Source organism: Streptosporangium sp. NPDC023825 (genome assembly GCF_040639575.1).
In the GTDB taxonomy this organism is placed as follows: domain Bacteria; phylum Actinomycetota; class Actinomycetes; order Streptosporangiales; family Streptosporangiaceae; genus Streptosporangium.
Window position 1 is genome coordinate 176,036 of sequence record NZ_JBFAAE010000009.1, and the last position, 13,712, is coordinate 189,747.

9 protein-coding genes are annotated in these 13,712 nt (G+C 73.3%); 6 read left to right on the forward strand and 3 right to left on the reverse strand.

What is annotated here, in order from left to right:
- Window positions 1–59 precede the first annotated feature (59 nt).
- Entirely contained in the window at window positions 60–809 is a 750-nt protein-coding gene (locus AB0G15_RS11615) for an ABC transporter permease (protein WP_362837732.1), read from the reverse strand.
- Window positions 806–1,897 carry an ATP-binding cassette domain-containing protein gene (locus tag AB0G15_RS11620; protein WP_362837797.1) on the reverse strand — a complete coding sequence of 364 codons (1,092 nt, stop codon included), beginning with the start codon at window positions 1,895–1,897 and terminating at the stop codon, window positions 806–808. Before AB0G15_RS11620 ends, AB0G15_RS11615 begins: the two co-directional genes overlap by 4 nt.
- A gap of 74 nt (window positions 1,898–1,971) precedes the next feature.
- Here AB0G15_RS11620 and AB0G15_RS11625 point away from each other — a divergent pair, with 74 nt between their 5' ends.
- From AB0G15_RS11625 to AB0G15_RS11640, 4 genes are all read left to right on the forward strand, one after another.
- A complete protein-coding gene (locus tag AB0G15_RS11625; protein WP_362837734.1) occupies window positions 1,972–2,985 on the forward strand; it encodes a YafY family protein in 1,014 nt (337 codons plus the stop codon).
- Between the two features lie 228 nt (window positions 2,986–3,213).
- On the forward strand, window positions 3,214–4,185 hold the full coding sequence (locus AB0G15_RS11630) for a GNAT family N-acetyltransferase (RefSeq protein ID WP_362837736.1): 972 nt from the start codon (window positions 3,214–3,216) through the stop codon (window positions 4,183–4,185).
- 173 nt (window positions 4,186–4,358) lie between these two features.
- Window positions 4,359–5,048 (forward strand): response regulator transcription factor, encoded by a 690-nt coding sequence (locus tag AB0G15_RS11635; protein ID WP_362837737.1) that lies wholly within the window; start codon window positions 4,359–4,361, stop codon window positions 5,046–5,048.
- A gap of 166 nt (window positions 5,049–5,214) precedes the next feature.
- Complete coding sequence (locus AB0G15_RS11640; RefSeq protein ID WP_362837739.1) at window positions 5,215–8,850, forward strand: DUF4153 domain-containing protein; 3,636 nt, start codon at window positions 5,215–5,217, stop codon at window positions 8,848–8,850.
- 52 nt (window positions 8,851–8,902) lie between these two features.
- Here the strand turns inward: AB0G15_RS11640 and AB0G15_RS11645 are convergent, their stop codons facing one another.
- Window positions 8,903–10,603 (reverse strand): glycosyl hydrolase family 8, encoded by a 1,701-nt coding sequence (locus tag AB0G15_RS11645; protein ID WP_362837741.1) that lies wholly within the window; start codon window positions 10,601–10,603, stop codon window positions 8,903–8,905.
- Window positions 10,604–10,822: 219 nt separating this feature from the next.
- On the opposite strand from AB0G15_RS11645, the gene AB0G15_RS11650 reads away from it, so the two are divergent.
- Together AB0G15_RS11650 and AB0G15_RS11655 are read left to right on the forward strand one after the other, a co-directional pair.
- Window positions 10,823–12,346, forward strand: a complete 1,524-nt coding sequence (locus AB0G15_RS11650; protein ID WP_362837743.1) for an amidohydrolase family protein — start codon at window positions 10,823–10,825, stop codon at window positions 12,344–12,346.
- Window positions 12,347–12,600: 254 nt separating this feature from the next.
- Window positions 12,601–13,710: an alanine racemase gene (locus tag AB0G15_RS11655; RefSeq protein ID WP_362837745.1), complete on the forward strand. Its 1,110-nt coding sequence runs from the start codon at window positions 12,601–12,603 to the stop codon at window positions 13,708–13,710.
- The last annotated feature ends 2 nt before the right edge of the window (window positions 13,711–13,712 follow it).

The window sequence follows — 13,712 nt, forward strand, 5'->3', positions numbered from 1 at the left end:
CGCGGCGCGTCGGGCGAGGCCGGGCGAGGCCGGGCGAGGCCGGGCCCGGTCGGGCCCGGTCAGGCGCGGCGCATGGCCCGGGTGCCGACGAGCAGGCCCAGCGCGGCCACGATCACGGCCGCGACCGCGCCGCCGCCGGTGGCCGCCGAGACGATCTCGCCGTTGAACAGGGCGCGCTCGGCCTCCACGACGTACGTCAGCGGGTTGAGCCGCGAGAGCGCCAGCAACCAGCCCGGGCCGCCGCTGACGGGCAGCAGCATCCCGGCGAGCAGCATCAGCGGGAAGAGCAGGGTCTGCTGGACCCCCCAGAACATCCACTCGCTGTCCTTGGACGCCAGCGCCAGCGTGTAGGACAGCGCGCCGAGGCCCACGCAGAAGACGGCGAGGATCAGCAGGCCGAGGAGGGCTCCCGCGAGGTGCGGGCGGAACCCGAACGGGATGGTGGCGGCGACGACGACCACCGTCTGGGCGAGCATCGGCACGATCTCCTTCAGGGCCCGCCCGACGATGAGGGCGGGCCTGCGCAGCGGGGAGACGAGCATCCGCTCGTGCGATCCGGTCTGGATCTCGAACAATAGGTTCGCCCCGGTGGAGGAGGCGCCGAACAGGCAGGACATCACCACGATGCCGGGGACGAACCACTGCAGCGCGGACCCGCCCTCCACGGCGGGGAGCAGGGGCGCGAACAGCGCCAGGAAGAACAGCGGCTGCACCATCGTGAAGATCACGGAGAACGGGTTGCGCAGCACGGGGCGCAGCTCGCGGCCGAAGACGGTGACGGTGTCGGTGATCATGGTGGTGCCGCTCATGCCGCGCTCTCCTCGGTGGTGGTGACGCCGGACTCGGCGGTGTGCTTCGTGGTCGCGGTCTCCGCGGTGCCGGGTTCCGCGGCCCCGGTCTCCGTGGTCCCGGTCTCCGTGGTCCCGGGTTCCGCGGCCCCGGCGGTGCCGTCCTCGCGGAGGCTGCGGCCGGTCAGGTTGAGGAAGACGTCGTCGAGGGTGGGTCGGGTGACCTCGACACCGGTCACCTCGAGGAGCGCGTCGTCCAGGCCGCGCAGCAGCTTCGGCGCGAGCTGGGCGCCACCGGCCACCTCGATCACGACCCGCGCGCCGGTCCGCTCGACCCGCGCGCCCGCCACGACGCCCAGCGACTCGGCGACGGCCCGCCGGGCGTCCCGCTCGTTGCCGAACGTCAGGATGACGCGGTCGCCCGCGTGGTCGGCCTTGAGCCGCGCCGGGGTGTCGTCGGCGATGACCCGCCCGTGGTCGATCACGATGACCCGTTCGGCCAGCTGGTCGGCCTCGTCGAGGTAGTGGGTGGTCAGGACGATCGTGGTTCCGTGCTCGGCGCGCAGCGCGCGGATGTGCTCTGAGAGGTTGGCCCGGTTCTGCGGGTCCAGCCCGGTGGAGGGCTCGTCCAGGAACAGCAGGTCGGGGGCGTGGATCAGGCCCATCGCGATGTCCAGCCGCCGTCGCTGGCCGCCGGACAGCGACGACACGATCCGGTCGGCGACGCCCTCCAGGTCCAGGGAGGCGATCAGCTCGGCCGCCCGGGCGCGTGACGCGCGGGCGCCGAGCCCGTACGCGCGGCCCTGGCTGATCAGCTCGTCACGGCCCCGCTGGCTGTGCGCGGCCCCGTTGCCCTGGCCGATGTAGCCGATCCGGCCGCGCACGCCGCGCTGCCCGGTCGTCACGTCGTGCCCGGCGACCTCCGCGCTGCCCGAGGTCGGGGGGAGCAGCGTGGTGAGCATCCGCAGGGTGGTCGACTTTCCCGCCCCGTTCGGTCCCAGCAGTGCCACCATCTCGCCGGAGGCGACGTGCAGGTCGAGGCCGCGTACCGCCTCGACCGTCTCTTTCCTGACGGTGAAGTGCCTGGTCAGTCCGCTCGTGCGGATCATCGTGCTGTTCATGGGGACCACGTTAAAATCCATTCAGGCCACTTTCTGACCGGAATTGACGGGAAGCTGGATTCATGGCGAACACGAGTGCGCGGATGCTGAGGTTGCTGTCCCTGCTGCAGACTCATCGGTACTGGCCGGGCGGAGAGCTCGCCGACCGGCTGGACGTGAGCGAGCGGACGCTGCGGCGCGACGTCGACAGGCTGCGCGAGCTGGGTTACCCGGTCGACGCCAACCGGGGTGTCGCGGGCGGCTACCAGCTCCAGACCGGTGCGACCATGCCGCCCCTGCTGCTCGACGACGAGGAGGCGGTGGCCATCGCCGTCGGGTTGCGGACGGCGGCCGGCGGCGCCGTGGCCGGTATCGAGGAGACGTCGGTACGGGCGCTGACCAAGGTCATCCAGGTGATGCCGCCCCGGTTGCGGCGGAGGGTCGACGCGCTGCGGGCCTACACCGTGCCCGCCGTCGTCGGCGGGGGTCCCACGGTCGACCCGCTCGCCCTGACGGTGATCGCCCAGGCGTGCCGGGACGACGAGCGGCTGCGGTTCGAGTACACGGCGCGCGGCGGCGACCGGACGACCCGGCTGGTCGAGCCGCACCGGCTCGTGTCGCTGGGGCGCCGCTGGTATCTCGTCGCCTGGGACGTCGAGCGCCACGGCTGGCGTACCTTCCGCGTCGACCGGCTGGCCGCCGCGGAGTCGACCGGTGCCCGGTTCCGCCCGCGCGAACTGCCCGGCGGCGACGCCGGGGAGTTCGTCCGCGCCGGCATCACGTCGATGCCGGCGCAGTATCAGATCGTGGTCGTCGTACAGGCGGCGGCCGCCGACGTCGAGCGGGTCGCGTCACCCCTGGGCGGGGTGGTCGAGGCCGTCGACGACCGGTCGTGCCGGCTGCTGATGAACGCCGACGGGATGGAGTGGCCGGTCCTGGTCCTCGCCGCGCTGGGCGCCGACGTCGAGGTGGTCCGGCCGGTGGAGTTCCGGGACTACCTGCGCGCGACCGGCGAACGGTTCACCCGCGCGGCGAGCGGGAGCGCGGAGGACGAGGGCGGGAGCGCGGAGGACGAGGGCGGGGACGCGGCGTCCTGAACGGGGCACGGGCGGTCCGCCGCGCGGCACCGGCGGCCGTGCCGCGTCCGTGTCCATCTCCGTGGCCGGTTTATCCGATTGAAGCGGCGCCGGACATGCCGGTAGCCTGACCGTCCCTTCGAGCGTGAGGAGGTGAGGAGCAGATGTTCGCCACCCTGGTCACGCGCTCCCGCCTCGGGCGACAGGCCGCCTGAGCCCGGGAGGCGCACCCGCTTTCTGGAGTTTCGCTTGTCCGAGCTGTCCCTTTCCGACCGGTCCATGTCCGATCTGCGGTTCCGTCCGCTCGAAGCGGGCGAGTCGGACCTGTTCCACCGCTACGGCCCGCTCCCCGCCTCCGGCGTCGGTGCCCGCCACCTGCCCTTCGACGAGCTCGGCTACCGGCCCGAATGGGTCTGGGTCGCGCTGCGCGGCGACGAGGTCGTCGCCAGGGCCGCCTTCTGGGGTCCGCCGGGCTCCGAGCACCCCTTCAGCCTCGACTGGCTCGACCCCGGGTTCGGCCCCGACCGGATCGAGGTGGGGGCCGCCCTGCTGCGAGCCGCGTACGCCACCCTGGTCACGCCCGGGTACGCCACACCGTCCGGGGCGCGGCCCGACTACCACCTGTTCCTGCCCGCCGACTGGCGAGAGCGCCCCGACGCGTTCGCGGACGCCTCCGACCGGATCGCCGCCGCCGAGAAGGCCGGGCTGAGGCGGTCCGTCGAGCGGCTCAACCTGCACTGGCTCCCCGAGTACGGCCTGCCGTCAAGGTCGGCCCGGCTCACCTTCGCCCCGGCCGACGACGACGAGGTGGTGGTGAACCTGCTGGCCCGCGTCGCCGAGGGCAGCCTCGACGACTGGGACCGGCGCAACCTCGCGGCTCACGGCGCGAGGGCGACGGCCGAGAAGACCGTGGCCGAGGTCGCGGACATGCCCGGCGGGCGCCGGTGGTGGCGGCTCGCCCACGACGCGTCGGGGGAGCTCGTCGGCATCGTGATGGCGACGCGCAACTCCAGGAACGCCACGATCGGCTACCTCGGGATCGACCCGGCCCACCGGGGCCGCGGTTACGCCGACGACCTGGTCACCGAGGCGCTGCACGTCTTCGTCGCCGAGGGCGAACCCGAGGTGAAGGACAACACCGACGTGGGCAACGCGCCCATGGCGGCCTCGTTCGCCCGGGTCGGCTACCGGATCACCGGCCGCCGCCTGATCCTCACCTGATCCCCGTCTGGTCCCGGCCTCTCCGGCCCGTGATCCGGCCTCTCCGGCCCGCCGGGCGGGGCCCTCGTCCGCGCGAGGGCCCTGCTCATCGGGCCGGCCCCCGTCACCGAGTGCGCAGAATCTGCACAATTCACCACAGTTCTTCTGCACGGCTCCGGTCTACGCTGCCGGATATGGCAACCCCTCAACAACGACGTGTCCTCGTGGTCGAGGACGACGAGACGATTGCGCGGGCCGTACGCCACAGGCTGGCCGCCGAGGGTTTCGACGTGCAGGTCGTCGGGGACGGGCAGGCGGCGCTGGCCGCCTACGCGAGGACGGGGCCCGACGTGGTGGTGCTCGACCGGCTGCTGCCCGGCCTCGACGGGCTGGAGGTGTGCCGGCGCATGCAGGCGGCCAGGCCGGTGCCGGTCCTCATGCTCACCGCGCTGGGCGAGGAGACCGACCTGCTCGTGGGACTCGGGGTCGGGGCCGACGACTACATGGCCAAGCCGTTCAGCATGCGCGAGCTGGTCGCCCGGGTGCACGCCCTGCTGCGCAGGGTCGAGCGGGCCTCCCAGCTGGCCGTGGCCGACACGGTCATCCGCCTCGCCGACGTCGAGATCGACACCGCGGAGCGCCGCGTCTACGTGCGGGGCGCCGAGGCCCAGCTCACCAGGACCGAGTTCGACCTGCTCTGCCGCCTCGCCGAGCGCCCCGGCCAGGTCTTCGAGCGCGAGCGGCTGCTCGCCGACATCTGGGGTTTCTCCGAGGCCGCGGCCACCCGCACGGTCGACAGCCACGTGCGGGCCCTGCGCCGCAAGCTCGGCCCCGGCGTCGTCCGTACCGTCCACGGCGTCGGCTACGCCCTCGTCAAACCGTGAGCGGGCATCCCGGCGCGGCCGGTGGACACGCGCCCGGGCACGGCCGCGAGGAGGCGTGCCGGCACGCCCCGGAAACGGCGCTCGCGGCCGGGCGAGAACCGATCGCCCTCTCCGTCACTCAGACACTCATGTGCCCTTCGACTTCGACACCGGGACGCGCCGACCATTGAGACCTCTCGACTTCCTGGGCCGGATCAAGATAAAGCTCGGCATGGTGATCCTGCTGGCCGTGGTGGCGGCGTTCGTCGTCAACGAGGTCGGCATCAACGCCGGATACTCGCGCAACGTGCGCGTCGCGGTGGCCGCGGTGTTCGCACTGATCATGGTGCAGCTGCTCGCGCGGGGGATGACCAAGCCGCTGCGCGAGATGGCCGCCGCCGCGCAGACCATCGCCAAGGGCCGGTACGGCCTGCGGGTCACCGCGTCCTCCCGTGACGAGGTCGGCGAGCTCGCCCGCGCCTTCAACGCGATGGCCGCCGACCTGGGCGAGGTGGACCGGCAGCGCCGGGAACTGGTGGCCAACGTCAGCCACGAGCTCCGTACGCCGATCACCGCGCTCCGGGCGGTGCTGGAGAACGTGGTCGACGGGGTCTCCGACCCCGACCCCGTCACCCTCGGCACCGCGCTCGCCCAGACCGAGCGGCTGGGCCGGCTGGTCGCGCAGCTGCTCGACCTGTCCCGCCTGGAGTCCGGGGCCCGGCTGATCGAGCGTGAGGACGTCGAGCTGCGCCAGCTGTGCGAGCAGGCCCTGCGGGAGGCCGTCCTGGCCAGGGAGGGGGTGGTGGCGCGCTGCGAGGTTCCGGAGGGGCTGAGCGTGCGCGCCGATCCCGACCTGCTCGCGCAGGTCCTCGCCAACCTGCTGGACAACGCGGTGCGGCACAGCCCCGCCGGAGGGCTGGTGGTGCTGACGGCCACGGCCAGGGGAGAGGGCGTCCGGCTGCGGGTGAGCGACCAGGGGCCGGGGATCGCGGCCGAGGACCGGGCGCGGGCGTTCGAGCGCTTCTCGCGCCTGGACGCGGGCCGGGCCGCCGACGACGGCGGCGCCGGACTGGGCCTGGCCATCACCAAGGAGATCGTCGAGCTCCACGGCGGCTCCATCCACGTCGACGACGGTGTCGGCTGCCACATCGTGGCCGACCTTCCGGAAAGGATCGAGATGAACCCCCCGTCTCTCCCCGCCAAGGGCTCCCTCCCCGCGGAGGCGGACGCCGTCGCCCCGGGCGAGGCCCCTCCCGGTGAAGCCCCCACGGGGGCGGTGGCTCCCGCGTCCTTCGTCCCGTCCGCGGCCGATGCGCCGCCCGGACGTGGCGAGGCCGCCGGGGCCGCCGAAGCCGCCGAAGCCGCCGGGGCCTCCGGGGCCGCCGGGGCCTCCGGGGCCTCCGGGGCCTCCGGGGGGTCGGAATCCGGCGGACCGGTGCAAACCGGTCGGGTGTCCGGGGCCGATCAGGGCTCCGGATCCGTCGAACCGGGTGAACCGCTGGAAACCGGCCGGGAGCCCGAGGTCCGCGAGACGGTCGGGGCCGGGCGGGCGTCCCGGTCGCGAGAGGTCGCGGCGACCGCTTCCGCGCCCGGATCGGTGACCGCTTCGGTGGCCGGTCCGACGACCGGCCCGGTGACCGGTCCGGGGTCCGGTACCGGCGAACCGGTCGGAGCCGTTCAGGCCGCCGGACCCCGGGAGACCGGCGAGGCGCCCGGGACCTCGGGTACCTCCGGCCCGGCCGCGGGCGGACCCGGGCACGGCGTGACGTCCGGGCCGGTGCCCGCCGCTGCGGGCTCCGGGGCGACCCCTGGAACGGCCCCCGGAGCCACCGGCCCCGACGTCGCCACACCCTCTCCTCCCGTACGGCCCGCCCCGCAGCCGTACCCCCCGCAGCCCGTTCTCGCCCGGCAGGGGAGCGCGCGTCAGAAGCCGGTCGTGATGCGGAACTGGGCGGGAGCGTTCATCGGGGTGTTCGTCGGCGGCGTCGGCGGGCTGGTGTGCGCCGTGATCGTGGGCATCGGCCTCGCGAAGGTCGACCCCCTGCTGGCGGCGTTCGCCGGGGCCGCCATCTTCGCCATCGGTGCTTTCATCGGTACGGTCATCGGCGCCACCACGCCCACCGACGACATCCTGGCTCCCGCCGAGCAGCCCCCGCCCCGGCCTCCGGCGCGGGGACCCGTCGCGCAGCGCGTCACCGTGGCGGGTCCGGAGGCTCCGCGGCGGGAAGGCGGGGCGCAGCCGGTAGGCGTCAGGGAAGGGTCGCCGGGCTCATCGACGGGCTCGTCGGCGGTCTCCCGGCAGGGCGGGGGGCGGGGCCCGGGGGCTCCGGGCGGATACGAGGCACCGCCGATCTTCCCCCGGCCCGAGCTGCCGGACACGCCCCGCTGGGCGCTGCCGGTCTCGGCCGCCGTCGGGGCGCTCGCCGCGGTCGCGGTGCCGTACAGCAGGGCGGGGCTGGGGCTCGTGCTGGTGGCCGTGGCGATGGGGCTGGCGGCGATCCCCGCGGCGCGCAGGAGGATCAACCCCTGGTCGGCCGGGATGGGGGCGATCGCCTACGGGCTGGTCGCGACGGTGATGTTCAGGGACGCCGACTGGCTGGTCGGGATCCTTCTGCTGGCCGGGTTCCTGACGGCCGCGCTCGCTCTGTCGGGGGCCGGGCGCGGCTGGCTCGGGGTGATCAGGGGCGGCGCGTCGGTGGTCCTGGGCCTGCTGCCGGTGCCGTGGTTCCTCGGCGCGAGGTTGAAGGGCCTCGCGTCCCGCCGCCGGGTGATGCCGCTGCTGCTGGGGGGCGGGCTCACCGTCGTGCTGCTGGTGGTGTTCGGGGCGCTGTTCGCCTCGGCGGACGCGGTCTTCGCCGAGGCCGTCGAGCGGGTGTTCAGCGCGCAGGAGTGGGCGGAGTCGATGCCGCTGCGGATCCTCCTCTTCGTCGTCTTCGCGGGCGTGGTCGCCTCCGCCGTACTGGTGGGGCTGCGGCCCGTGGCCGAGCCGAAGGCACCCGACCTGAAGGTCGCGGTCGGCCGCGGTCTCTGGGTGACCCCGCTGACGGCGCTCAACCTGCTGTTCGCCACGTTCGTGGGGATGCAGCTGACCGTGCTGTTCGGCGGTACCCGGTGGGTGCTGTCCGCGACCGGGCTGACCTACGCCGAGTACGCGCGCTCCGGGTTCTTCCAGCTCGTCGTCGTCAGCGTGTTCGTGCTGGCCATCGTGGCGGTCGCCTCGGGGACGCTGGAGCTCAAGGGAGCCGACCGCTGGCTGATGGCCGGGCTGCTCGGCGTGCTCTGCGTGCTGACCCTGGTGATCCTGTTCTCCGCGCTGCACCGCCTGGACCTGTACGCCGACGCCTACGGCCTGTCCCGGCTGCGGGCCTCGGTGTCGGCGACGGTGCTGTGGCTGGGCGGGATCTTCGCCCTGGTCCTCGTCGCGGGCGCGGCCCGGCTCACCGGACGCGGGCACGCGCGCTGGCTGCCCAGGACCGTCGTCATCATGACGAGCGCCTCCCTGCTGGCGTTCGCGGTCTGGAACCCCGACCTGCGGGTCGCGGAGACCCAGATCGCCGTACGGGGCGTGGAGCGGGTCGACCTCGAATACCTCGGCGACCTCGGCGCGGAGGCCGTGCCCGCCCTGGACAGGCTGCCGGAGCCGGCCCGCAGCTGCGTCCTGCGAGACGTGGTCGCGGCCAACGAGCTCGCCGGGCCCGACCCGTGGAACGGCTGGAACCTGGCCCGTCGCGAGGCGAGGGAACTGCTGGAACGGCGTCCGGTCGACAGGGGCGCCTCATGCCCGCGGGAGTCCTCCCGGCTGGACATCCCGTCCCAGGACTGAAAGGACGCGGCCCCCGCCCCGGGTGCGGGGGCCGCGTCGGTTCACCTGGGGGTCAGGGGACCCAGTGGTTGCCGGTCACGGTGATCATGACCTGGAGCTGGATGCTGGTGGAGTAGTAGTCGCTCGCCGTGAACGGGGTGTTGAGCATCTTGTTCCACAGGGCGTCCAGCCAGGCCTGGCTGCCGGAGTCGGTCATCGCCGCCACCGCGAACGGGGCGAAGTAGGCCGGTTCGCTGCCGCCGGAGATCTGGGTGCCGTTGAGGGAGTAGCCGACCGCGATGTTGTTCGGGTTGCCGCCGGTCTTGCCCTTGATCCAGGTGTTGAGCTTGCGCGCGGCGGCGAGCGACCTGGTGTCGCCGCTGGTCACCGCGTCGTTGCCGATCCGCCACGGGTCGCGGCAGGCGTTCCACCAGAACTTGCCGTCGTTGGCGTCCTCCAGCACCTGGTTCGGCGCGGGCTTCGGGGTGGTGTTGGTGTCGACGACGAAGTCGGCGAGCAGGCCCGTGTTCGGGGCGTAGGCGGACTGCTGGGAGGCGATCAGGTTCTGGTGGCTGGTGCGGACGGTGTCCCAGGTCGTGTCGCCGGTGGCCTTACGGAACGCCCTGAAGTGGTCGATCATCCAGTCCGAGGAGCGGCTGATCCAGTAGTACTGGTCGCCCGCGCTGCTCCAGTCGCCGAGCTTCATGAGCTTGGTGGTCGCGTTGACCTCACCGGCCTTGATGGCGTTGATGTGGTTGATCGCGAGCTGCCGGTAGTTGTAGGTGCCCGAGCTGCCCCACTGCCGGTCGGCGAGCAGCAGCCCGTAGGCCACGTCCAGGTCGCCGTCGGTGGCGGAGTCGCCGCCGTTGACGCTCTGGCAGGAGGTGTTCTGCTCGGCGGCGAGCAGGCCGGGGGTGATCGACGACGGGTGGGCCAGGACGTACTTCACCAGGCCGTCGAAGATCTTCTTCGCGTCGGGGTCGGCCCCGGCCATCGTGGCGGTGATGACCATGCCGTAGCCCTGCGCCTCGGCCACGTACGGGTGGTCGGCGTCGGGGGAGATGATCTGGTACCAGCCGTTGCCGCAGTTCTGCTTGACGAACGCGGCCTTCCAGCGCTGGTAGTAGTCGACCACCTTCTGGTCGAGCGTGGCCTGGGCGCCGGTCGGGCGCAGCATCCCGGAGGCGTAGGGGATCTTGTGAGAGCCGAACGGCACGCCTGGGCCGCCGGGGGTCGGGGTGACCGTCGGCGTGGGCGTCGGGGTCGTGCCCCCCGCGCTGCCGTAGACCTCCATCTCGTACAGCGAGTAGCCGTAGGAGGTGCCTCGCGCGGTCCCGTACATCCGCACGTAGCGGCCGGTGCCCGACAGGGCCAGGTCGTCGACGCCGCCGTCGCCGGTGGTGGTCGAGTAGGCGGGGGTCCAGGTGGAGCCGTCGGGCGAGACCTCGACGCGGTACGACTTCCCGTACGCCGCCTCCCAGGTCAGCTTGACCCGGGAGATCGTGGCGGAGGCGCCGAGGTCGACGCGGATCCACTCGGGGTCGTGGCCCTCGGCGGAGGCCCAGCGGGTGGCGGTGTTGCCGTCGAAGGCGGCGGCGGGCAACAGCGTTGCGTCCTCGTCGGAGGACGAGGTGGCCGGGCGGCCCTGGGAGAGCAGGGAGTCGGCGGCGAAACCGGGCGGGGCCGCCAGCACGAACACCGATGCGATCAGTGCCGACGCCAGTGCCAGGACGAGGACGGTCGAGGGGCGTTGGAGACGCGGTCTCGCATGCACAGGGGGTGCCCTCTCTGCGATCAACTAGTCTGCGGTCAACTAGTTAGGAAAGATTCCTAACTAGGGAAAGATGGCACCATTCCTGACAGGTCACGGTCAAGGGGTTGGGGGGCCCAAATTCCCCCACTCCGTGATCGAGGGGAAATCCAGGACATGGGCAGGGAGAACGAAGGTGAGCGCTGGATGTGGCGAACACCTTCCGGGTGATTGAATCCCGGCATGTCGTTCGATGTATTGATCAGGGATGGCTGGGTGCTCGACGGCACCGGAGCCCCCGCCTGCCGCGCCGACGTCGGCGTCAACGGTGACCGGATCACCGCCGTGGGCCGGCTCGACGGCGCGGACGCCACCACCGTCGTCGAGGCCGCCGGGCGCCACGTCATGCCCGGCCTCGTCGACTGCCACGCCCACGGCGACGCCCTCGTCCTCGACAAGGAGGTGCAGCTCGCCGCGCTCCGGCAGGGCGTGACCACGTTCGTCCTCGGCCAGGACGGGCTCTCCTTCGCCCCCTCCACCACCCCGGAGACCTTCGCCTACGCCACCCGCTACTTCGCGGCGATCAACGGTGTCCACCCCTCGGCGGACGGGCCGATCGGCGTCGGGGAGCTGCTTTCGGGCTACGACCGGGCGACCGCCCTGAACACCGCGTACCTGCTGCCGCACGGCACGATCCGCCACGACGTGATGGGCGCCGCGGAGCGGGCCGCCACCGCCGACGAGCTGGCCGCGATGCTGGCCCGCGTCGAGCGCGGCCTGTCGGAGGGGGCCTGCGGCCTCTCCACCGGCCTTGAGTACGCCCCGGGCCGCTACGCCGACGCCGCCGAGATCGCCGCGCTCTGCGCGCCTCTCGACCACCTGCCGTACGTGACGCACATGCGCGGGTACGGCGCCGCGGCCCCCGCGGGGATGGCCGAGGTGACGGACATCGCCCGGCGCTCGGGCGCCGCCGTGCACGTCTCGCACTACCACGGCCCGGCCGCCACGCTCCTGCCGCTGGTCGACGAGGCCCGGCTCATGGGGATCGACATCACCTTCGACACCTACCCCTACCTGCGGGGCAGCACGATCCTGGCGATGGTCGCGCTGCCCGCGTGGGTCCCGGCCGCCGACACCGGCCGCGCGCTGGAGATCCTGGAGTCCGAGCCGATCGAGTGGGACGAGACGCTCTGGCCGAGGATCACCTTCTCCCACGTGCCCGGCGCCGAGTGGGCCGAGGGGATGACGCTGCCCGACGCCGCCGCCGAGGCCGGGCTGGAGCCGGGCGAGTTCTGCCGCAGGATCCTGATCGACACCCGGCTGGAGGCCGGATGCGTGTCGGCCCGCCCCGACGAGGGCCCCGAGGGCGAGGCGTCGGTCCGCGCGATCCTGCGCCACCCGGCCCACACCGGCGGCTCCGACGGCATCTACGTGGGCGGCCACCCCCACCCCCGGGGCTACGGGGCGTTCGCCAGGATGCTCGGCCACCACGTCCGCGAGACCGGCGACTGGACCCTGGAACAGGCCGTCGTCCACCTCGCCTCACACCCGGCCCGCCGCTTCGGTCTCGGAGGGCGGGGTCTCGTCCGCCCCGGGCAGGTCGCGGACCTGGTCGTCCTCGACGCCACCGCGGTCGCCGACCTGGCCACGTACGCCGTCCCGCGCACCCCGGCCACCGGGATCGGCGACGTCCTCGTCTCGGGGGTCCCGGTCCTCGCCGGAAGAGAGCTCACCGGCGCCACCCCCGGCAGGGCGCTGCGCCCCTGAGGCTCTGCTGCGCCCCTGAGGCTCTGCTGCGCCTCTGAGCCGTGCGCGCCTCTGAGCCGTGCGCGCTCCTGAGCCTTGCTGCGCCTTTGAGCCGTGCGCCCCTGAGCTCTCATGAAGCCACGAGGGCGCGCCCTGGAGAGGCCGCCGTGAGGATAGGGTCCTCAGGGCGGCCAACGGGGACGCGATCTCCCACGCCCGGATCCGGCGGCCGGCGAGCCGGCGGATCCGCCGAGGCGACCAGAGGGGGACGGGACGTGAAGGGGATCGTGGATCCCGGGGCCGCGCTGGGGGCCTCGCTGTTCGGCGGGGCGTTCACCTTCCCCGTGATGGTGGCCCACCGCGCCGCGCTGGAGCACAACATCGCGACCCTCGCGGCCTTCACCCGGGAGTACGGGCTCACCTTCGCCCCGCACGCCAAGACCACCATGTCGCCCGAACTCGTCAGGGCGCAGCTCGACGCGGGCGCGTGGGGGCTCACGGTCGCCACCCCCAGCCAGGCGCTCACCCTGCGCGAGTTCGGCGTGTCCCGGATCGTCCTCGCCAACCAGGTCTTCGACCCGGCCGGGCTGTCGGCCCTCGCCGCCCAGCTGGCCACAGATCCCGCGTTCGAGTTCCTCTGCTTCGTCGACTCGACGGCCGGGGTCGAGGCGCTCTCCCGGCACGCCGGGGCCCGGCCGTTCCGCGTGCTGGCCGAGCTCGGCCACGAGGGCGGGCGGGGCGGCAGCCGTACCCTCGCCCAGCTGCTGGAGGTCGCCTCCGCGGCGCAGGCCGCCGAGGGCGTGGAGCTCGCGGGCGTCGCCGGGTACGAGGGATCGCTGGGGTCGGCGGGGGAGGTGCGGGCCTACCTGCACCGGTTGCTGGAGGCGCTGGAGCACCTGCGGGTGCGCGACCCGATCCTGTCGGTGGGCGGCAGCCAGTGGTTCGACGTGATCGGCCGCGAGCTCGCCGCCTGCCAGGCCAGGGTCATGCTGCGCAGCGGCGCCTACGTCTCCCACGACGACGGCTACTACCGCGAGCGCACCCCGTACACCCGGATCGACGGGGAGCTGCGCGCGGCGCTGGAGATCTGGGCGCACGTGCTGAGCGTCCCCGAGCCCGGGCTGGCCGTGGTCGGGTTCGGCAAGCGCGACGCCCCCTTCGACGAGGGGCTGCCGATCCCGCGCGGAGCCGTCGCGGACGCGACGGTGCTCAAGGTCCAGGACCAGCACACCGTCCTGAGGCTGGCGCCGGGCTCGCCGGTGAAGCCGGGGGACCTGGTGTCGTTCGGCATTTCCCACCCGTGCACCGCCTTCGACAAGTGGCGGACCATGCCGGTGGTCGACGAGGACTATGTCGTTGTTGATCTGATAAACACCTTTTTCTGATT

Bases quoted from the DNA above. Each gene is read 5' to 3' on its own strand.
- AB0G15_RS11615 (WP_362837732.1), bottom strand. From the start codon at position 809: ATGAGCGGCACCACCATGATCACCGACACCGTCACCGTCTTCGGCCGC.
- AB0G15_RS11620 (WP_362837797.1), bottom strand. From the start codon at position 1,897: ATGATCCGCACGAGCGGACTGACCAGGCACTTCACCGTCAGGAAAGAG.
- AB0G15_RS11625 (WP_362837734.1), top strand. From the start codon at position 1,972: ATGGCGAACACGAGTGCGCGGATGCTGAGGTTGCTGTCCCTGCTGCAG.
- AB0G15_RS11635 (WP_362837737.1), top strand. From the start codon at position 4,359: ATGGCAACCCCTCAACAACGACGTGTCCTCGTGGTCGAGGACGACGAG.
- AB0G15_RS11650 (WP_362837743.1), top strand. From the start codon at position 10,823: ATGTCGTTCGATGTATTGATCAGGGATGGCTGGGTGCTCGACGGCACC.